Annotated in this window: 19 protein-coding genes; 10 read left to right on the top strand and 9 right to left on the bottom strand. The window is 61.4% G+C overall.

Going from position 1 to position 18,943, the window contains the following annotated elements:
• Positions 1-97: 97 nt before the first annotated feature.
• The 3 genes from ftsZ (at position 98) to ACQ4MS_RS05535 (ending at position 2,685) form a co-directional block, all read left to right on the top strand.
• Positions 98-1,327 carry a cell division protein FtsZ gene (gene ftsZ, locus ACQ4MS_RS05545; protein WP_431098280.1) on the top strand — a complete coding sequence of 410 codons (1,230 nt, stop codon included), beginning with the start codon at positions 98-100 and terminating at the stop codon, positions 1,325-1,327.
• A 239-nt stretch (positions 1,328-1,566) separates the two neighbouring features.
• On the top strand, positions 1,567-2,490 hold the full coding sequence (gene lpxC, locus ACQ4MS_RS05540) for a UDP-3-O-acyl-N-acetylglucosamine deacetylase (protein ID WP_431098279.1): 924 nt from the start codon (positions 1,567-1,569) through the stop codon (positions 2,488-2,490).
• A gap of 18 nt (positions 2,491-2,508) precedes the next feature.
• Complete coding sequence (locus ACQ4MS_RS05535) at positions 2,509-2,685, top strand: hypothetical protein (RefSeq protein ID WP_431098278.1); 177 nt, start codon at positions 2,509-2,511, stop codon at positions 2,683-2,685.
• Positions 2,686-2,729: 44 nt separating this feature from the next.
• On the opposite strand, the gene ruvC is transcribed toward ACQ4MS_RS05535, so the two are convergent.
• The 8 genes from ruvC to ACQ4MS_RS05495 form a co-directional block, all read right to left on the bottom strand.
• Positions 2,730-3,278: a crossover junction endodeoxyribonuclease RuvC gene (gene ruvC, locus ACQ4MS_RS05530; protein ID WP_431098276.1), complete on the bottom strand. Its 549-nt coding sequence runs from the start codon at positions 3,276-3,278 to the stop codon at positions 2,730-2,732.
• 42 nt (positions 3,279-3,320) lie between these two features.
• Positions 3,321-4,301: a phosphatidate cytidylyltransferase gene (locus ACQ4MS_RS05525; RefSeq protein WP_431098274.1), complete on the bottom strand. Its 981-nt coding sequence runs from the start codon at positions 4,299-4,301 to the stop codon at positions 3,321-3,323.
• Positions 4,302-4,320: 19 nt separating this feature from the next.
• A complete protein-coding gene (locus ACQ4MS_RS05520) occupies positions 4,321-4,953 on the bottom strand; it encodes a lysophospholipid acyltransferase family protein (RefSeq protein ID WP_431098273.1) in 633 nt (210 codons plus the stop codon).
• Between the two features lie 28 nt (positions 4,954-4,981).
• Positions 4,982-5,731, bottom strand: coding sequence for a transglycosylase domain-containing protein (locus ACQ4MS_RS05515; RefSeq protein WP_431098272.1), 750 nt, complete (start codon positions 5,729-5,731; stop codon positions 4,982-4,984).
• A 13-nt stretch (positions 5,732-5,744) separates the two neighbouring features.
• Positions 5,745-6,584: a shikimate dehydrogenase gene (gene aroE, locus ACQ4MS_RS05510; RefSeq protein ID WP_431098271.1), complete on the bottom strand. Its 840-nt coding sequence runs from the start codon at positions 6,582-6,584 to the stop codon at positions 5,745-5,747.
• A 47-nt stretch (positions 6,585-6,631) separates the two neighbouring features.
• Entirely contained in the window at positions 6,632-7,480 is an 849-nt protein-coding gene (locus tag ACQ4MS_RS05505; RefSeq protein ID WP_431098270.1) for a TonB C-terminal domain-containing protein, read from the bottom strand.
• A 38-nt stretch (positions 7,481-7,518) separates the two neighbouring features.
• Positions 7,519-9,579: a ribonuclease catalytic domain-containing protein gene (locus ACQ4MS_RS05500; protein ID WP_431098268.1), complete on the bottom strand. Its 2,061-nt coding sequence runs from the start codon at positions 9,577-9,579 to the stop codon at positions 7,519-7,521.
• Positions 9,580-9,657: 78 nt separating this feature from the next.
• Entirely contained in the window at positions 9,658-10,254 is a 597-nt protein-coding gene (locus ACQ4MS_RS05495) for a YqiA/YcfP family alpha/beta fold hydrolase (protein ID WP_431098266.1), read from the bottom strand.
• Between the two features lie 204 nt (positions 10,255-10,458).
• Between ACQ4MS_RS05495 and rodA the strand changes: the two genes are divergently transcribed.
• The 4 genes from rodA to ACQ4MS_RS05475 all read left to right on the top strand — a co-directional run bounded on the left by rodA (position 10,459) and on the right by ACQ4MS_RS05475 (position 15,112).
• Positions 10,459-11,613 carry a rod shape-determining protein RodA gene (rodA, locus tag ACQ4MS_RS05490; RefSeq protein WP_431098265.1) on the top strand — a complete coding sequence of 385 codons (1,155 nt, stop codon included), beginning with the start codon at positions 10,459-10,461 and terminating at the stop codon, positions 11,611-11,613.
• A gap of 127 nt (positions 11,614-11,740) precedes the next feature.
• Positions 11,741-13,264 carry a metalloprotease TldD gene (gene tldD, locus ACQ4MS_RS05485; protein WP_431098264.1) on the top strand — a complete coding sequence of 508 codons (1,524 nt, stop codon included), beginning with the start codon at positions 11,741-11,743 and terminating at the stop codon, positions 13,262-13,264.
• A 331-nt stretch (positions 13,265-13,595) separates the two neighbouring features.
• Entirely contained in the window at positions 13,596-14,720 is a 1,125-nt protein-coding gene (locus tag ACQ4MS_RS05480) for a 3-deoxy-7-phosphoheptulonate synthase (protein ID WP_431098262.1), read from the top strand.
• 80 nt (positions 14,721-14,800) lie between these two features.
• Complete coding sequence (locus ACQ4MS_RS05475; protein ID WP_431098260.1) at positions 14,801-15,112, top strand: hypothetical protein; 312 nt, start codon at positions 14,801-14,803, stop codon at positions 15,110-15,112.
• Between the two features lie 145 nt (positions 15,113-15,257).
• On the opposite strand, the gene mpl is transcribed toward ACQ4MS_RS05475, so the two are convergent.
• Positions 15,258-16,685, bottom strand: a complete 1,428-nt coding sequence (mpl, locus tag ACQ4MS_RS05470; protein ID WP_431098259.1) for a UDP-N-acetylmuramate:L-alanyl-gamma-D-glutamyl-meso-diaminopimelate ligase — start codon at positions 16,683-16,685, stop codon at positions 15,258-15,260.
• Between the two features lie 292 nt (positions 16,686-16,977).
• On the opposite strand from mpl, the gene ACQ4MS_RS05465 reads away from it, so the two are divergent.
• The 3 genes from ACQ4MS_RS05465 (at position 16,978) to accB (ending at position 18,936) form a co-directional block, all read left to right on the top strand.
• Positions 16,978-17,592 (top strand): hypothetical protein, encoded by a 615-nt coding sequence (locus ACQ4MS_RS05465; RefSeq protein ID WP_431099538.1) that lies wholly within the window; start codon positions 16,978-16,980, stop codon positions 17,590-17,592.
• Positions 17,589-18,149: a TlpA disulfide reductase family protein gene (locus ACQ4MS_RS05460; protein ID WP_431098258.1), complete on the top strand. Its 561-nt coding sequence runs from the start codon at positions 17,589-17,591 to the stop codon at positions 18,147-18,149. The genes ACQ4MS_RS05465 and ACQ4MS_RS05460 overlap by 4 nt, the downstream gene beginning before the upstream one ends.
• Before the next feature lie 331 nt (positions 18,150-18,480).
• Positions 18,481-18,936, top strand: a complete 456-nt coding sequence (gene accB, locus ACQ4MS_RS05455; protein WP_431098257.1) for an acetyl-CoA carboxylase biotin carboxyl carrier protein — start codon at positions 18,481-18,483, stop codon at positions 18,934-18,936.
• Positions 18,937-18,943: the final 7 nt, after the last annotated feature.

Here is an 18,943-nt window from a genome sequence, read left to right as displayed (position 1 = left end):
GGCGGGGCGGATCCCCCTGCGTGAGAAAGCCATGTCAACCATAAATACAAATTTCCAACTATTGGCAACTGCAGTTTATTGAATTAGGAGGCTCCCAATGAGCATCGAAATGATTGAAATCGAAGAATTCAACCAGGGCACACAGATCAAAGTGATCGGTGTGGGCGGCGGCGGCGGTAACGCTGTCGGGCACATGATCGAATGCGGCGTGCAAGGCGTCGAATTCATCTGCGCCAATACCGACGCGCAGGCGCTCAGCCGCGGCAGCGCGCACAAGACCATCCAGCTGGGCGCCAGCGGTTTGGGCGCGGGCAGCAAGCCCGACAAGGGGCGCGACGCCGCTGAACTGGCGGTGGACGACATCCGCAGCGCCATTGCTGGTGCTCACATGCTGTTCATTACCGCAGGCATGGGCGGCGGCACGGGTACCGGCGCGGCACCTGTGATCGCACGTGTGGCCAAAGAAATGGGCATCCTGACCGTTGGCGTGGTGACCAAGCCGTTTGACTTTGAGGGCGGCCGCCGCATGACCAATGCCGACCTCGGCCTGGCGGAGCTCGAAGCCAACGTTGACTCGCTGATCGTGGTGCTCAATGAAAAGCTGCTTGAAGTGCTGGGTGACGACGTGACGCAGGACGAGGCTTTCGCGCATGCCAATGACGTGCTGAAAAACGCTGTGGGCGGCATTGCCGAAATCATCAACGTTCCCGGCCACGTGAACGTCGACTTCGAGGACGTGCGAACCGTGATGGGTGAGCCCGGCAAGGCCATGATGGGCACCGCCAAAGCCAACGGACCGGATCGCGCGCGCATTGCTGCCGAGCAGGCCGTGGCCTGCCCGCTGCTCGAAGGCATCGACCTGTCGGGTGCAAAGGGCGTGCTGGTGCTGATTACCGCGGCCAAGGGCTCGCTCAAGCTGAGTGAATCCAAGCTCGCGATGAACACCATCCGTGCCTACGCATCACCCGATGCGCATGTGATCTACGGTACGGCTTATGACGACGAGCTGGGCGACGACATCCGTGTGACGGTGGTCGCTACGGGTCTCTCTCGCCAGGGTGTGCGCCGCCATGCGCCGCCGCTGCAGGTGCTGCGTACGGGTACCGACAATGTGCCGTTCAACGTTCCCACACTGAGCACAACGGCCAATGGCGCCGGCACGGCGCAGACGGCCATGGGATCGGTTCAGCCCGACTACGGCAATATGTCGGTGCCCAGCGTGTGGCGTACCAACCGGACGCAGGCGGCTGCAAAGGTGGATGCATTGGCTTCTGGCGGGATGGACGATTTCGAGATCCCGGCCTTCCTCCGCAAACAAGCCGACTAATCGATTAATGGGTGTAAAGCTACTGCGCAACCCGATCTTGAGGCTGTGGTGCTCACCGTACCTGAGTACGGTTCCGCGCCTCGCCTCAACCTCGGGCTGCTCGCTACGCTTTCCATCCCATTAATCGCCGTTGGGCAGTGGGCCGGGCGCTCGTCGCTAGCGCCCAATGCACTCTGCCTATGCCCGGCATTGTTATCCCCTACCCTTGAAATGGCCTTGCGCCACCTAAAATAGAGACCATGCTTGCCCAAAGAACCCTTAAATCACTGACCAAAGCCGTAGGTGTGGGCCTGCACAGCGGGCAGCGGGTAGAGCTGACTCTGCGGCCTGCGGCGCCCGACACGGGCATTGTGTTTCGTCGGGTGGATTTGCCGCAGCCGGTGGATATTGTGGTTTCAGCGCAGGCTGTTACCGACACGCGGCTGGCCTCTACGATTTCCAGCGGCGCGGCCAAGGTGCATACGGTAGAGCATCTGATGTCGGCCTGTGCGGGCCTGGGCATCGACAACCTGTATGTCGACATTACGGCTGAGGAGGTTCCCATTCTTGACGGCTCGGCCTCTTCATTTGTGTTCTTGCTGCAATCGGCTGGCATTGCGCTGCAGGCGGCGCCCAAGCGCTTTATCCGTGTGATCAAGCCTGTGGAGGTGCGTGATGGCGGGGGCGCCAATACCAAATGGGCGCGCCTGTCCCCCTATGAAGGCTACAAGCTCAGTTTTGAAATTGACTTCGACCACCCTGCGGTGGACTCCACCGGCCAGCGCGTGGAATTCGACATGGGCTCGGGTGCCTACACGCGCGACATTGCGCGAGCCCGTACCTTCGGTTTCACCAAGGACGTCGAAATGATGCGCGCCAACGGCCTGGCGCTGGGCGGCGGGCTGGACAACGCCATCGTCATGGATGACTACAAGGTGCTCAATAGCGACGGGCTGCGCTACAACGACGAGTTTGTGAAGCACAAAATCCTCGACGCCATGGGCGACCTGTATGTGCTGGGCAAGCCGTTGCTGGCGGCCTACAGCGCGTTCCGCTCCGGCCATGCGATGAACAACAAGCTGCTGCGCGAGCTGCTGGCGCACCAGGATGCCTACGAAGTCGTCACCTTCGAAGACGAGAAAAAAGCACCACAGGGTTTCGCCAAGCTGGCGCGGGCCTGGTAGAACCGGACAAGATTTGCCATGCTGCTGTTTCGCTGGCTCATCCTGCTCTTTTTGTTGGCTGCGGTGGTGTCGTTCATGCTGTACGCAGGCACCGGGCAACCGCGGTTCAAGCGGTTCGGGCTCACGATTCTCAAGTGGACGCTGATCGCCGCATTTGGCTTTTTTGCGGTGCTGATCCTCGAACGCGTCGCTTGAGGCCACGGCCTCCCCCTACATTTCCGCTGCAACAACAGCTCCATTCAACGGCTGCGTCCACCCCGGTAATTTCCTGTCATCTGTGAAGCGGTGCCGCCGGCCTGCGCCAGCCGTGCCATGGCGGTGCCTACATGAGCGTGGGTAATCGCCAGTCCCAATGCATCGGCTGCGTCCTTGCCGGGCAGGGAGGGCAGCTTCAGCAGGCGCATCACCATCTCCTGCATCTCAGCCTTGCCTGCTTTGCCGTAACCTGCAACCGCCTTTTTGAGTTGAAGTGCGGTGTATTCGGCCACCGACAGCTGGCTGGAGACCAGCGCTGTGATGCAGGCCCCGCGTGCCTGCCCCAGCAGCAGCGTTGCTTGTGGATTGACGTTGACAAAGACGATTTCGACGGAGGCCGCATCGGGCTGGTAGCGCTCCACCACTTCGCACACGCCTTCAAACAACACCTTCAGCCGGCCCGGCAGGTCGCTGCGTTCCATGTGCGTGGTCTTGATGGTGCCGCTGGCCACATAGTGCAGGTGCTGGCCGTCCATGTCGATCACACCAAATCCTGCAACCTGCAGGCCGGGGTCGATTCCAAGGATTCTCATTTGCTATACATTTGGTAGCAGCTTGCGCCGGTATTTATTGGCCTAGAGGCCAAAATACCATCTAACCGAATGAAAGAAGACGGGTGCGCCAAAACACAGCGCATCCACCCGGTCCAGCAGGCCGCTGGCGCCGGTGACGCCCACGCCGCGGTTGCCCCAGTTGGGAATGCCGCGGTCACGCTTGAGGGCTTTCATCACCAGGTGCCCGAGCGAGCCCGACACGCAGGCGATGAAAGCCATGGCCACCGCCTGCGCCGGTTTGAAGGGCGTGAGGCCCGCCAGCAGGCCGCCCAGGAAGCTGGCCACAACGACGGCGATCAACCAGCTGGTCCAGTTAAAGCTCTTGCTGACATTGGGCGCATTGGCCGGCCGCTTCAGCTTGCGGCCCACCAGGTGCTGGACGATCATGCAGCTTTGCACCACAAACACCAGGAAGAACACCAGAAAGGCGTTTTTGCCCTGGTAATTGGGAAATTTCAGCAGCAGCAGGGCCGGTACATGGCTGATGCCGTAGATGCAGACCATGATGCCCCATTGCAGCTTGGCGTTGCGCTCCAGGAAGCGGTGCGGGTCGTCGGCCAGCGCGCTCACCACCGGAATGGCCAGGAATACATACACCGGTATGAACACGGTCACCAGGTCAAAGTGCCGCGTGATCACCAAGGCAAACTGCACCGGCAGCACGACAAAAAACGCCAGCACCAGGCTGCGGTGGTCGCCCTGCCGGGTGGGGGAGAGCGTGATGAACTCGCGCAGTGCAAAAAAGGCCACCATGCCGAACAGTACGGTCGCCACGGTTTCTCCCAGCGTCCAGCCGATCCAGAACACTGCGGACATGAACCACGAGGTGCGTAGCAGGCCGTTGAACTCCTTCAGTTTCTGGGTGTGCAGGTCGTCCCCATGGGTGTCCTTGAGAGACATCACGAACGCGGCCACACTGATGAGTGCCAGGATGCCGAACACCAGCACGAACAGCAGGCCGACCTGGTGCGAAGGCGAAAGATTGCGCAAAAAGGTGTTCATCAGGATTCCAGGCCTTGTGTCAGGTTTCCCTCAGCGCCATGACGGCCTGACGGGCGCGCGCCAGGAATTCGCCGCGGTCTTCACCCGCGCTGAGCGCAATCGGCGCGCCAAAGGTGACCGAACAGAGAATGGGTACGGGCACGACTTCACCTTTGGGCATGACGCGCTGCACATTGTTGATCCAGGCCGGCACAAGCACCACCTGCGGGAACTTCAGCGCCAGGTTGTAAAGGCCGGCCTTGAATTTTTGCGGCTCTTCCTGGTTGCCACGTGTGCCTTCCGGAAACAGGATGATCGAGTCGCCGCTGTTCAGGGCATCGATCAGCGGTTCCAGCGGGTCCTGGTCGCCGGTCTTGGCGCGGTCCACGTAAATCGCGTTGAAGACCGCTGTCGTGATCCATTTCTTGAACGGCGTTTTGGTCCAGTAGTCCTTCGCGGCAATCGGCCGTGTGATGCTGCGAAGCTCCTGCGGCAGCGCTGCCCACATCAATACCAGGTCGGCGTGACTCTGGTGGTTGGCAAAATAAATGCGCTGCTCCGCTTTGGGCGGGCAGCCTTGCCAGCGGGCCTGCGCACCGGTCAGTGTGCGGATCAGTCCCAACAGGAAAAGTCCCATCAGCTTGGCCAGGATCGGAGAAAACTTGTCATTCATGGGACGGGGCCTTTTTGCCTTTCAGCATTCAGGGTAGTTCCACGCCGCCCATGCGGGCCGTGATGGTGCTGGCGCGCGAAGCCAGGTAGCCGGAGCCGGGCCGTGTTTCAAAATACTTCGGCCGCGGCAGCATCACGGCCAGCCGTGCGGATTCGTATGCGCTCAGTTTTGACGCGGGCTTGCGGTAGTAGTGTTGCGCAGCCGCTTCAGCGCCAAAAATGCCTTCGCCCCATTCCACGCTGTTGAGGTAAATCTCCAGGATGCGCTCCTTGCTGAGCAAGGCTTCGAGCAGCAGTGTCAGCAACAGCTCCTGGCCCTTGCGCAGCAGTGTGCGCTCACCCGACAGGAAAAGATTTTTAGCCAGTTGCTGCGTGATGGTGGAGCCACCCACAATCTTGGGGGGCTTGGCCGGTGCTGCCGCCGCTTTGGACGGGGCCAGCCGGCTGGCTGACTGCGCGGCACGCAGCTGGGCCTTGGCATTTTTGTCCCAGGCTTTTTCCAGCGCTTCCATGTCCACGCCATCGTGCTCGGCAAAGCTGGCATCTTCGGATGCGATGACCGCGCGTTTGAGGCTGTCCGGCAGGTCGGCATAAGGCACCCACTGCTGCCGCCATTTCAGCGAACCGGTGTTGCGCACCACCAGGTAAGCCTCCGAGCGCTGGAAAGCCGTGGACTCCGGGTTCACCACGGCCATCATGGCGATGCGCGCCACAAAAAAAATCTGCAGCGCCAGACCCGCCAGCAGCCCGAGGCCGATGAGCCTGAAGATGGCTTTCATGGCGTATACACCTTCATGCCAGCTGCGCCCGCATTTCCTGCAATACCTGGCCGGACGGCGGACGAACCCCGCGCCATAGTGCAAAGGCCTCGGCGGCCTGCTCTACCAGCATGCCGAGTCCGTCGCGCGGCGTGGCACCATTGTCCCGGGCCCAGGCCATAAAGCCCGCCGCTGCGGGACCGTACATCATGTCGCAGGCGAGGGCACCGGGTTTGAGCACGCTCGCCGGGACTGGCACGTCCGCGCCTGCAAGGCTGCTTGCGCTGGCGTTGATAACCACATCAAAATTACCCGTGAGCCCTTGAAGATCCTGCGCGAGCAGCTCCGTTTTTTGTAGCAAACCCTGCATGGAAGTGTGCGCCAGGTGACGTGCCACCAGCGCGTCGGCTTTTGCCCGCGTGCGGTTGACCAGCACCAGGCGGCGCGGCCCGGCCGCCATCAGGGAGGCCAGCGCACCTGCGCCTGCGCCGCCCGCCCCAATCAGCAACACATCACGCCCGTCCAGTGAAACACCGGCGTTGTTCTGGATGTCGCTGACCAGGCCCACGCCGTCGGTGTTGTCGGCATGGATGGCACCGCCTTGCAGCACCAGGGTGTTCGCCGCCTGGGCCAGCTGCGCCCGGTCGGTCCGCGTGGCAGCGGCGTCAAAGGCTTGCAGCTTGAAAGGCACCGTGACATTGCAGCCCTTGATGCCATCCTGGACCAGTTCGGCCAACGTGGCGGTGAAGCTCTCCAGCGGTACCAGCAGACGTTCGTACTGCAGCGACTGGCCGGTGAGCTCGGCAAAACGCGCATGGATCAGCGGGGATTTGCTGTGCGCGATCGGGTTGCCGAGGACGTAGTATTTATCCATGGCGGGGCCGGGTGTTCATGGGTGGCAGTCGGGAGGCGGCGGTCGGCTTAGCGGCTGGTGAGTTTGGTCTCAAGCGTGTCGTCGCGTGTGAACTTGAAGCGGGATACCACCACGATCTGGTCCGCTTTGCGGCGCATCGCATCGTTGAACTTGCCGAAAGGCCCGGTGCCGCGCACGATGCTTTGCGCGCGCCGGTCCAGGGTCAGGTTGCCAGAGGTCTGCACGACTTCCGTGTCGAGGATGCTGCCGTCGAAATTGACGGTGACGACCATGGTGAGCTCGCCATACAGTTTTTTGCCGGCCTGCTCGGGGAAGTTGACGGTACCCTTGTCTTCAATCTTCCGGCGCAGCTCGTCGTAATACACCGCGTAGACTTCTTCGCGCGTGGCCGGGCTGATGTAGCGTTTCTTGGGCCGCGCATTTTCTTCATTGATGCGCCGTTCGATTTCCGCCAGGATCTTGATCAGTTGCTTGCGTTTTTCCTCGCGCTCGGCCTGGGCCGGGCTGTTGGCGGGCTGGGTCAGGTCGGGCGGTGGCATGGAAGCCAGCTGTTTCTTGATCTGCGCCAGCAGCTGGGTCTGCTGCTCTTGCAGCGATTCGACCTTGCGCTGTGCATCTTCGGTGGCGTCGCCCAACTCCATCAGGGCCGAAGGCGGCAGGGGAGAGGTGGCTCGGCCTTTTTCAGCCTCGCCACCGCCGGCCAGTGAGGCCTGGGCGATGGCCTTGGCAAAGTCGGGTTTCTCGTTGGACTTTGCGTTGACCAGGATGACCTCGAGCGGGGTGTCCTGGAACACGCGGTTGAAGCGCTCGGGGTCGACAAAACGCACCGTCAGCAACACCACATGAAAGGCGATGGATGCGCCGAGGGCAATTTGTAGTGTGCTGGGTGACTTCACAGAAAGAGATTATCCGGGTTTATGCGCGTATTTCGGTGTTAACCAGCCACCGGAGCGGCAGCAGCGGCGTCGGTTTGTGGTTCATTGACATCGACTGCAATCGAGATCGGGCCGGCGGCCATCTCGGACTCGCCATCGTCTTCGCCCAGCGGGTCGGGCGACTCATCAATTTCAACATCCAGCCGCTCGACCACTGTGCCCGAAATATCCAGCGTGATCTCGTCAATCTCGCCCAGCTTGACACGCACCTTCGCACCGCGCGGCAGGCCTTGCGCGCCTACGGCGGGCAGTACCAGCGGCAACTCGTCGGCACGCACCAGGTTGTCCTTGAAGGCGGTGGCCGTCAGTTCGGTGATGCTGTTTTGCTGCAGGTATTTGAGTGTCCAGTAACGCTCGATGCCGGCCTGAAAGCCGTTGTAGGCACTGTAGGCTGCATCAAAGCCCGAGATGATGGAAAACAGCTCGGCGTCTTTGGGTTTGAAGGGCGCAGCCAGCGCGGCTGTGCGGCCATGGCGCGCACAGGCAATGATTTGCCACTGGTTGACCAGGTCGGTGTAGCGGCGCAGCGGCGAGGTGCTCCATGCATAACTTTTGACGCCAATGCCTGCGTGCGGCAAGGCCTTGGTGCCCATGCGCACTTTCACGCCTGGCGCGAGGCTTGCCTGGCTGCGGTAAATGCCGGGCACGCCGTGCTCGGCCAGCCATTGGCCCCAGGTGCTGTTGGCCAGGATCATCGCTTCGGCCACAATCAAATCCAGTGGCGCGCCGCGCTGGCGTGTGCTGATGCTGACCGTCTCGTTGCCCTGTGGTTCGCCGCCTGTGGGGTTGTCCAGGCGGAAGTTGTAATCAGGCCGGTTGAAGTTTTCCGGCTTGCCGCGCACGACTTCGCGCTGCGCCTTGAGGTGTTTGGCGAGGCGGTGCAAAAAGGTCAGCTCCACACCCCATTGCACGCCGGTGGGCGGGCTGGTTTGCGCGGCTTCAAAAAAGGCCTCGGTAAAGGTGCTGTCCAGCATGTCGTGGCGCAGGTTGCTCACGATGGGCACCTGCTCCAGCCGGGTTGCGCTGTCCTTGATCTCCAGCGTGGCTTCGTCCAGCGTGAGGTAGAGCGACAGGGCCGGGCAGTTGCGGCCTTCCTGCAAGGTGTAGCTTTTGACGATCTCGTCGGGCAGCATGGTTAGCTTGTAGCCCGGCATGTAAACGGTGGAAAGCCGCGCGCGGCCCACGGTGTCGATCGGGCTGCCGGGCAGCACCGCCAGGCCCGGCGCGGCGATGTGGATGCCCAACGTGACAGTGCCGGTGCCCAAACCTTGCACCGAGAGCGCATCGTCGATTTCGGTCGTGGCCGAGTCATCGATGGAAAACGCCTTCACGTCAGCCAGCGGCAACTCGTCTTTGACTTCAGGCGCCTGCAAAGCCGGAAAGCCGGTTCCCTTGGGGAAGTTTTCGAACAGGAAGCGCTTCCAGTGGAACTGGTAGGGCGAAGCGATGGCGCCGGCCTTTTGCAGCAGATCAAGCGGCGCAGTGTGCGTGGCACGCGAGGCCTCAACCACGGCCTTGTATTCTGGGCTGTTCTTGTCGGGTTTGAAGAGGATTTTGTACAGCTGCTCACGCACGGGTGCCGGGCATTCGCCTCGGCCCAGCTCCTCGGCCCAGGCGGTGATCTGCGCCGCCACCTGTTTTTTCTTCTCGATCGCAGCCAGCGCCTGCTGCAGGATTTCTGCGGGCGCTTTTTTAAACCGGCCTTTGCCGGCGCGGCGGAAGTAGTGCGGCGCGTCGTAGAGGCGGAACAGCGCGGCGGCCTGCTGCTCCAGCGTGGCGGGTTTGCCGTCAGCACTGAAATAGTCGCGGGCAAGGTCGGCAAAGCCGAATTCCTCTTCGCTGGCAAATTCCCAGGCCAGGTCCAGTTCGATGTCCTGGCTCAGTTTCTGGCCCGCGGCCACCATCTCGGCGGGCGAGGGTTTTTCAAATCTCAGCAAGGCGTTGACGCCCTTGACTTTCACGCGCTTGCCCGAGTCGAGCTCGACCTGCAGCGAAGCGTCGCTCTCGGACAAAATGCGGCCGGCCAGGAACTTGCCGGCTTCTTCAAACAATACAAACAAAACGGGATCCCTTTGGTGTCTTTGATGACTTGGGACTAGTGTAATCAGGCCGATTTCCGGAAACCGGATCAGGCTGCTTCAGGCTAAAACCAGAAAGTCCAGAATGGCCGGCAGATGCTGGTCAAAGTCGCTCAGGGCGTGGTCCCCGCCTTCGAGAAGCCGGATGTGAGCGCCCGCATAACGGGCAGTCATTTCACGCCAGTCCAATACTTCATCCCCCTTGGCAATGATGGGAAGGTAATTTTGCGGTGCTTTCAGCGGCCCGGCATGCAGTTCTTTCAGCTCATCCACAAAGCGGGGCTCGAAGAAGAAGTGCTCGTCCGGGTTGTGCCAGGCCGTTTGCGCACCAATATAGCGGGCCAGGTCGCGCGCGGGCTCAACAGCGGGATTGAGCAGCACGGCTTTGCAACCGGTCTGTTCGGCCACCGCAGTGGCGTAGAAGCCGCCTAGCGAAGAACCCATCACCGCCATGCTTTCGTATCCGGCCTTGCTCGGCCAGCCGGCAATTTCGTTCTTCACCATGTCAAGCGCGGCGTGCGGGGATGGCGGCAGTTGCGGGCACCACCAGTGCACCGCGGGGTGGCGCTGCTGTACCGCAGCTGCCATTTTCTGTGCCTTCACGGACTGCGGGGAAGAGCGGAATCCGTGGAGATAAAGCAGGTGGGTGGTACGCATGCCGCATGTTAGACGGCAGGCCACCTGGATGTTTGGTATGGGCTGATTTTTGCGGTTTCGCAGTGTTTCACGCAATTTTCAAATCAAACAGGGCTGTAGCCCAATCAGAACGGGCGCAGACAGCTATCTAATTGATAGCGATATACGCTCCCGCGGGATAGACTCAGCCCGTTTGTGGCTGCAAGCCTGACGGATAATCCGGGCATGGCTGCCGTTTTCGACAAACCCTCCCTTTATCAGCGAACCCTGCCCCTGCTCCAGGGTTTTGACGGCTTGCTGGCGTTTGCCGTGTTTTTGCTGGCCTGCGCCGGGCTGCTCATCATGTATTCGTCGGGGTATGACCACGGCACCCGCTTTATCGACCACGGCCGCAACATGCTGATTGCCGGCGCCATCATGTTTGTGGTGGCCCAAGTCCCGCCGCAGCGCCTGATGGCATTTGCCGTGCCGCTGTACATCGCCGGGGTGGCGCTACTGGTGGCGGTGGCCGTCTTCGGCATCACCAAAAAGGGCGCGCGGCGCTGGCTCAACGTGGGCGTGGTGATCCAGCCCAGTGAAATCATGAAAATCGCCATGCCCCTGATGCTGGCCTGGTGGTTCCAGAAGCGCGAAGGGCAGTTGCGTCCGCTGGACTTCTTCGCCGCGCTGCTGTTGCTGGCCGTGCCCGTCGGGTTGATCATGAAGCAGCCCGACCTGGGGACCTCGTTGCTGGTCATGGCGGCAGGCCTGGCCGTGATTTTTTTTGCCGGGCTGAGCTGGAAGGTGATAGTTCCACCCGTACTGTTGGGCCTGGTCGGCATTTTTCTCCTGGTGTGGTTCGAGCCGCAGATCTGCGCCGACGGTGTGCGCTGGCCCATCCTGCACGACTACCAGCAGCAACGCATCTGCACCCTGCTGGACCCATCGCGTGATCCGCTGGGCAAAGGATTCCACATCATCCAGGGCATGATTGCCATTGGTTCCGGGGGTATCACCGGCAAGGGGTTTATGGCCGGTACCCAGACGCACCTGGAGTTCATCCCCGAGCGCACCACCGACTTCATCTTCGCGGCGTACTCCGAAGAGTTCGGCCTCCTGGGAAACCTGCTGCTGATCGCTGCTTTCATCTTCCTGATCCTGCGCGGGCTGGCCATTGCGCTGGAGGCGTCCACCCTGTTTTCACGCCTGTTGGCCGGCGCGCTGACGATGATTTTTTTCACCTATGCTTTTGTCAACATGGGTATGGTCAGCGGAATCCTTCCCGTCGTGGGTGTGCCCCTGCCTTTTATCAGCTACGGCGGCACGGCCATGGTGACACTGGGCCTTGCCGTCGGTATGCTGATGTCGGTTGCCAAGGCCAAGCGGCTGGTGCAATCCTGAACAGCGCAAACGCGCCGGAGGATAGCTGGCACCGGGATCGCCGAGTCAGTTGGCAAAGCCCTTGGGCTGTGTCTGGAGGCGCGGCCGGGCTTGGACACTTGAGGGGCAGACTGCCTACAATGACCGCATGACCTCACTCCGCTCCACACCCGCCTCCGCCTCTAACAAGTCCACGGCTTCATCGACGACCAAGCCGACGGCGGCGTCCACCTCGGGGCGGCTGGAGATCGCAGAAAAGCTGTTGCTGGCGCCGTTCGGCCTCACGCACGCGCATTTGGGCCGTGCGCTGGGCGAAATCACCTCCCACGGCGCCGACGACGCCGACCTGTATTTCCAGTACACCCGCAGCGAAGGCTGGAGCCTGGAAGAGGGCATTGTGAAGACAGGCTCGTTCAGCATTGACCAGGGCGTCGGCGTACGGGCCGTGAGCGGTGAGAAAACCGCCTTTGCCTATTCGGACGACATTTCAGAAGCCTCGCTGCTCGACGCGGCGCGCACCGTGCGCAGCATTTCGGCGGGAGGAAAATCGGCCCGCGTGAAAACTCCGTCCGCAAGAATTGCCGGCAGCCGCTCGCTCTATCAGGGGCTGGACCCGATCGCCACGCTGGACAGCACCGCCAAGGTCAAGCTGCTGGAAAAGGTCGAAAAGCTCGCCAAAGCCAAAGATCCGCGCATCGTGCAAGTGATGGCGGGCCTGGCCAGCGAATACGACGTGGTGATGGTCGCGCGCGCAGACGGCACGCTGGCCGCGGATGTGCGCCCCTTGGTGCGGCTGAGCGTGACAGTGATTGCCGAGCAAAAAGGCCGGCGCGAAGTCGGCTCCGGCGGCGGTGGCGGCCGTTTTGGCCTGGCCTATTTTGACGACGCCCAGATCGCCGAATATGTGAACGACGCGGTCAAGGCCGCGCTGACCAACCTGGATGCGCGCCCGGCACCGGCCGGTGAAATGACCGTGGTGCTGGGTTCCGGCTGGCCCGGCATCTTGCTGCACGAAGCCATCGGCCACGGCCTGGAGGGCGACTTCAACCGCAAGGGCTCCAGCGCATTCTCCGGCAAAATCGGCCAGCGCGTGGCGGCCAAAGGCGTCACGGTGCTGGATGACGGCACGATTGCCGACCGCCGCGGCTCGCTCAATGTGGACGACGAAGGCAACGCCAGCCAGCGCAATGTGCTGATCGAAGACGGCATTTTGAAGGGCTACATCCAGGACTCGCTCAATGCGCGCCTGATGAAGGTCAAGCCCACGGGCAACGGCCGCCGCGAAAGCTACGCCCACGTGCCCATGCCGCGCATGACCAACACCTACATGCTGGGGGGCGACAAGCAGCCCGAAGAAATCGTGGCCAGCATCAAGAAGGGGCTCTACGCCACCAACTTCGGCGGTGGCCAGGTCGACATCACTTCGGGCAAGTTCGTGTTTTCGGCCAGCGAAGCTTTCTGGGTTGAAAACGGCAAGATTCTGTATCCGGTGAAGGGCGCGACGATTGTTGGCAATGGCCCTGACGCGCTGACCCGCGTCACCATGATGGGCAACGACATGGCGCTGGACAGCGGCGTGGGCACCTGCGGCAAGGAAGGCCAGAGCGTACCGGTGGGCGTCGGCCAGCCGACGCTGCGCATCGACGGCCTTACGGTGGGCGGAACGGCCTGATCCGGGCCTGAAAAAGGCCCCCACGCTCCCCACTTTGTGTGGTCGCTGCCCCCCGAGGGGGCGCTTTTCATCTTGGGGCGGCCCGGCGATGAAAAAACCTGTTTTTGACCTGTGCTACATTTCAGTTTATGAATTCGGCCAAGTTTTACTTCGGTTACTTTTGGTTCTCAAGCGCTTCCGGCGGTAGAGAGATCAAGGCGTGACCCGATAAAACGCACCGATTCTCCAAAAACCGCCGGACCCCGGCGGTTTTTTTTTTGCCCGTTCAATTTTTCAAATGACCTGACTTGTGACGACCTGATTGATATCCCGAAAGAAAAGGAAAACAGCGATGAATGCCAAGCCAACCTCCGCCAGCGACAACTGGTATGCGACCGTCGAAAAGACCAGCCAGACCGACGACGAACGCATCAAGGACATCACCGTGTTACCCCCTCCCGAGCATCTCATCCGCTTTTTCCCGATCCGCGGCACCGCCGTCGAGACGCTGATCAGCAAGACCCGCAAAAGCATCCACAACATCATCCAGGGCAAGGATGACCGCCTGCTCGTCGTCGTCGGGCCTTGCTCCATCCACGACCCGATGGCGGCGCTGGATTACGCCCGCAAGCTGGTCGAGCAGCGCAAGAAGTACGAAGGCACGCTGGAAATCGTCATGCGCGTCTACTTCGAAAAGCCGCGCACCACCGTCGGCTGGAAGGGTCTGATCAATGATCCGTACCTCGATGAAACCTACCGCATTGATGAAGGCCTGCGCATCGCGCGCCAATTGCTGATCGACATCAACCGCATCGGCTTGCCTGCGGGCAGCGAGTTCCTCGACGTGATTTCCCCGCAGTACATCGGCGACCTGATTTCCTGGGGCGCCATCGGCGCACGCACGACAGAAAGCCAGGTGCATCGCGAACTGGCTTCGGGCCTGTCGGCGCCTATCGGCTTCAAAAACGGCACTGACGGCAACATCCGCATCGCGACGGACGCCATCCAGGCGGCGGCGCGCGGCCACCACTTTTTGTCGGTGCACAAAAACGGCCAGGTCGCCATCGTGCAGACCAACGGCAACAAGGACTGCCACGTCATTTTGCGCGGCGGGAAGGCACCCAACTACGACGCGGCCAGCGTCGCCGCCGCCTGCAAGGAACTCGAAGCGTCCAAGCTACCGGCCACGCTGATGGTCGACTGCAGCCATGCCAACAGCTCCAAGCAGCATGAAAAGCAGGTCGAAGTTGCGCGCGACATCGCCGGACAGGTCGCTGGCGGTTCGCGCCACGTGTTCGGCCTGATGGTGGAAAGCCACCTCAACCCCGGCGCGCAGAAATTCACGCCCGGCAAGGACGACTCCAAAGCGCTGGAATACGGCAAGAGCATCACCGACGCCTGCCTTGGCTGGAACGACTCGCTGGACGTGCTGGAAATCCTGTCAAACGCGGTGCAGACACGCCGGGCCAAAAAATAAGGCTACCGACGCGCGGGTTTGTGCGAATAGCCGCCGGGCCCGCAAGTCGCCGACCATGAATCCTTGATCAGGAGCCCATCATGCGCAGCGAAGTCAGTGTGACCTTCAAGGGCCATCCGCCCATACGCCTGGATCTCAATGAAGTGCAGCCCATGCCGCACGATGCAGCAAGGGCGTGGCTGGACGGTGAGTTCACCCGGATGGAATGCGAGCCGCTGCGGCCGACCGGCAAACTGCTGACTGCCGACAAGGTAGTTGTCATTGCCCAAGCCGCCGGGCCGGGGAAATTTGCCGATGCCGACTGGGCGCAGGCGTTTGCCCGCGCAGCCAGCGCGGCTCTGGCCAAACCTGTCGTGCATGTAGATGTAGATGTACTAAGCATCAGCTATTAGTGTGGACCAGGCGAGCCGGCAATGGCACCTGCCCGGTACCCGCAGATAGCATCGCTTTATCCCCAAATTTCAAGCAAAAAAGGCCTTCAGGCCAATAAAAACCCGCGCAAGCAGCTATTAAATTGATAGCGTCATTCGCGACGGATCAGCCTTTCAGCGCCTCCAGCAGCTTGGCGTGGATGCCGCCAAACCCCCCGTTGCTCATGCACAGCAAATGGTCGCCAGGCCGTGTCGCGGCTTTGACCTGACTGAGGAGTTGGTCAATGGTGCCGGCGACCTGGGCGCGTTCACCCATGGGCGCCAGCGCGGCGCGCGCGTCCCAGTCCAGCCCACCGGCGTGGCAGAACGCGAGATCGGCCTGCTCCAGGCTCCAGGGCAGCTGGGCCGTCATGGCGCCGAGTTTCATGGTGTTGCTGCGCGGCTCGAAGATGGCCAGGATGCGTTCGCTGCCACGGCCAGCGCTTTGCAGCTGGCGACGCAGGCCGTCCACTGTGGTGTGGATGGCTGTCGGGTGATGGGCGAAGTCGTCATACACCGTGATGTCGCCATCTTTGCGCGAAATCACGCCGCGCACTTCCATGCGGCGCTTGACGTTCTGGAACTCCGCCAGCGCCCGGGCCGCAGCCTCGGGTGCCACGCCCACATGTTCCGCAGCCGCGATGGCGGCCAGCGCGTTGAGCTGGTTGTGCACACCGCTGATGCCCCACTGCACGTGGGCAACGGCCTCGCCGGCCTTGAGTACGTGGAAGTCATGCGGTTCGCCGTGGGCCATGAAGCCACTCTTGTTCAGCAGTCCGCTGCCAAAGAGCAACTGCTCACTCCAGCAGCCCTGGGCCAGCACGCGCTGCAGGCTGGCTTCGGCCGCATTAACAACTACGCGGCCTTGCGACGGCACGGTGCGCACCAAGTGGTGGAACTGCCGCTCGATTGCGGCCAGGTCGTCAAAAATATCGGCATGGTCGAATTCGAGGTTGTTCAAAATGGCAGTGCGAGGGCGGTAGTGCACAAACTTGCTGCGCTTGTCGAAAAAGGCCGTGTCGTATTCGTCGGCTTCAATGACAAAGGTGTTGCCTTCGCCCAGCCGGGCCGACACGCCGAAGTTCAGCGGCACGCCTCCGACCAGAAAACCCGGTTTGAGACCCGCGTGCTCCAGGATCCAGGCCAGCATCGCTGTGGTGGTGGTCTTGCCATGCGTTCCGGCCACGGCCAGTACATGGCGCGGGCCGGTGGCGTGGTGCGTGGGATGGTGCAGTACGTGGCCCGAGAGCCATTGCGGACCGCTGGTGTAAGGCTTGCCGCTGTTGAGGATGGCTTCCATGAGCGGGTATTTGGCGCTGCCGTCGGGCTGCCGGGCCCGCGACACTACGTTGCCGACCACAAACACATCCGGCTCAAAGGCCATCTGGTCGACGCCGTAACCTTCGATCAATTCAATTCCCAAACTGCGTAGCTGGTCGCTCATGGGCGGGTAGACGCCGGTGTCGCAGCCAGTCACTTTGTGCCCCGCCTCCCGCGCCAGGGCGGCCAGGCCGCCCATAAAGGTGCCGCAGATTCCCAGAATATGTATGTGCATGGCCTGTATTCTAGGCAGGGCTTCCCGGGGGATCGCGGGACCCGCGCCGGGTGGGAACGTCAAAATTTGTAGAAAAAGTGCCTGCCGGGCAGTGTGCACCGGCGCAACAGCTATGGGTTTTATAGCGGCGCGATGTGCGGGGAGCGGGTGAACTTTCGCCTCATGTGGGGACCTAACTCAAGGCACAATCGCTTCGCCTCCCCATCTGGCAATTCGCCACCCCATCTCCAGATTACCCGCCTCCCCACCAACCCATTGACCCCGATTCGGCCTTTTTGGCCGAGGCCAGCCGATCTTGACACCTCAAACCCTCAAATCCGAAATCGCCGCCACGGCCGCCGCGCTGGTAGTCGAAGAAGGGCTGGAATATGGTCCGGCCAAGCGCCGCGCCGTCAAACAGATGGCGCTGCCTGCCCGCACCGAGCTGCCGGGCAATGAGGAGCTGGAAGACGCCGTTCGCGAATACATTGCGCTTTTCTGTGCTGACACCCAGCCCGCCGAGCTGGCGGCGCTGCGGGAACTGGCGCTGGTCTGGATGGAGCGGCTGGTGCAGTTCCGGCCGCACCTGGGGGGGGCAGTCTGGCACGGAACGGCCACACGGCTGTCTGATATCTACATCCAGCTGTTTTGCGATGACCCCAAATCAGCCGAGATTGCGCTGATTGAGCACAATGTCGACTATGAGCCGCGCACCGTGACCGGTTTTACCGGCGACAGCGTGGAAGCGCTCAGCCTGCGAAGTGTGTGCAAACCTTTGAACGAAACAGTGGGTGTGCACTTGATGGTTTATGACCACGACGACCTGCGCGGTGCCCTGCGGCCCGACGCCAAGGGCCGGACGCCGCGGGGCGACCTTGCCGCCGTGAAAAAATTACTGAATCCCCAACCCGGAGCATCAGACACGTGAATCGCAGAAACATGCTTTATGGCGCCGCCGCAGCCATAGCCGGTGTGGCGGGTGCCTCGGTTGCCTGGTGGAAATTCCAGCCGCACAGCGTTGAAGCCGCCGCGCCTGCCGAAGCGGGCCTCGTGGGCTCGGCAGGCAATGCGTCGGATTCGTTCTGGAGCCTGAGCTTTGATACGCCGGATGGCAAAAACCTGTCGATGAGCAGCTTTCGCGGCAAAGTCCTGCTGGTGAATTTCTGGGCGACCTGGTGCCCTCCCTGCGTCGAGGAGCTTCCGCTGCTGGACTACTTCTTCCAGGAAAACAAGGAAAAGAACCTGCAAGTGCTGGGATTGGCTGTTGATCAGCCCAGCGCGGTACGAACCTGGTTGCAGGCCAGGCCACTGCATTTTCCTGTCGGCATGGCTGGATTGGGTGGGACGGAACTCAGCAAGTCACTGGGTAATATCGCAGGGGGCTTGCCATTTTCGGTGGTGTTCAGTGCGACTGGAGAACTGCTGCATCGCAAGATTGGTAAAGTCCTGCCGGAAGACCTTGCACAGTGGGCCCGGTTGCAATAGTTCGCGGCCTTATTCAGCCCCGTGTGCTCCAACTTCTGCGAAAGTGCGCCTAATTGTGCGTTTCTGATGCGTAATTTGATTTCCATCAAATAATTTTTCAGGCGAAAACAATGCTTTGCTTGATGTACACTCTGCGCTTTCACAGGCTGGCCGGTGCGGCAGGGTCCTGGAGTAATTAACTGATAAGCGCTTTAAAGCGTAAAAGCAGAAAGTAAGTGAAAAAAGAAAGAAGATCCGGCATTGTCTGCCGGGACTTCCATTTTCAGACTTCCTTTTCAAAAAGCTGCGTGCTGATCTTTGCCGCCCAGCATCTACCGTCGTTGGAGAACCCATGGATCTAAGAAAACTCAAGACCCTGATTGACCTTGTCTCAGAGTCCAATGTGTCCGAACTCGAAATCACCGAAGCCGAAGGCAAGGTACGCATCGTCAAATCCAGCGGTGCCCCGCTCGTGATGCAGCAGCCGGTTGCCATGGTAGCAGCTCCCGCAGCGGCCCCCGTAGCCGGCGCGCCTGCCGCACCGGTGGCCGAAGCCGCGCCCGCAGCGCCTGCCGGGCATGCCGTCAAGTCGCCTATGGTGGGCACCTTCTACCGCTCTGCCAGCCCCGGCGCCAAGCCTTTTGTCGAGCTGGGCAGCGTCATCAAGGAAGGCGAGACCATCTGCATCATTGAGGCCATGAAGATCCTCAACGAGATCGAAGCCGACAAGTCGGGCACGGTCACCAAGATACTTTCGGAAAACGGCCAGGCTGTCGAATACGGCCAACCCCTCTTCATCATTGAGTAAGCGGGCC

It is taken from the genome of Polaromonas aquatica (genome assembly GCF_050626995.1).
Lineage (GTDB): Bacteria > Pseudomonadota > Gammaproteobacteria > Burkholderiales > Burkholderiaceae_C > Polaromonas > Polaromonas aquatica_A.
The sequence above is the reverse complement of the archived record's forward strand: the minus strand, read 5'-3'. Positions and strand labels throughout refer to the sequence as shown.

Coding starts and splice junctions, on each gene's coding strand:
- ruvC (WP_431098276.1), bottom strand. CDS start 3,278: ATGAGAATCCTTGGAATCGACCCCGGCCTGCAGGTTGCAGGATTTGGT.
- lpxC (WP_431098279.1), top strand. CDS start 1,567: ATGCTTGCCCAAAGAACCCTTAAATCACTGACCAAAGCCGTAGGTGTG.
- tldD (WP_431098264.1), top strand. CDS start 11,741: ATGACCTCACTCCGCTCCACACCCGCCTCCGCCTCTAACAAGTCCACG.
- ftsZ (WP_431098280.1), top strand. CDS start 98: ATGAGCATCGAAATGATTGAAATCGAAGAATTCAACCAGGGCACACAG.
- ACQ4MS_RS05525 (WP_431098274.1), bottom strand. CDS start 4,301: ATGAACACCTTTTTGCGCAATCTTTCGCCTTCGCACCAGGTCGGCCTG.
- ACQ4MS_RS05520 (WP_431098273.1), bottom strand. CDS start 4,953: ATGAATGACAAGTTTTCTCCGATCCTGGCCAAGCTGATGGGACTTTTC.
- ACQ4MS_RS05495 (WP_431098266.1), bottom strand. CDS start 10,254: ATGCGTACCACCCACCTGCTTTATCTCCACGGATTCCGCTCTTCCCCG.
- ACQ4MS_RS05480 (WP_431098262.1), top strand. CDS start 13,596: ATGAATGCCAAGCCAACCTCCGCCAGCGACAACTGGTATGCGACCGTC.
- ACQ4MS_RS05535 (WP_431098278.1), top strand. CDS start 2,509: ATGCTGCTGTTTCGCTGGCTCATCCTGCTCTTTTTGTTGGCTGCGGTG.
- mpl (WP_431098259.1), bottom strand. CDS start 16,685: ATGCACATACATATTCTGGGAATCTGCGGCACCTTTATGGGCGGCCTG.
- aroE (WP_431098271.1), bottom strand. CDS start 6,584: ATGGATAAATACTACGTCCTCGGCAACCCGATCGCGCACAGCAAATCC.
- ACQ4MS_RS05475 (WP_431098260.1), top strand. CDS start 14,801: ATGCGCAGCGAAGTCAGTGTGACCTTCAAGGGCCATCCGCCCATACGC.
- ACQ4MS_RS05515 (WP_431098272.1), bottom strand. CDS start 5,731: ATGAAAGCCATCTTCAGGCTCATCGGCCTCGGGCTGCTGGCGGGTCTG.
- rodA (WP_431098265.1), top strand. CDS start 10,459: ATGGCTGCCGTTTTCGACAAACCCTCCCTTTATCAGCGAACCCTGCCC.
- accB (WP_431098257.1), top strand. CDS start 18,481: ATGGATCTAAGAAAACTCAAGACCCTGATTGACCTTGTCTCAGAGTCC.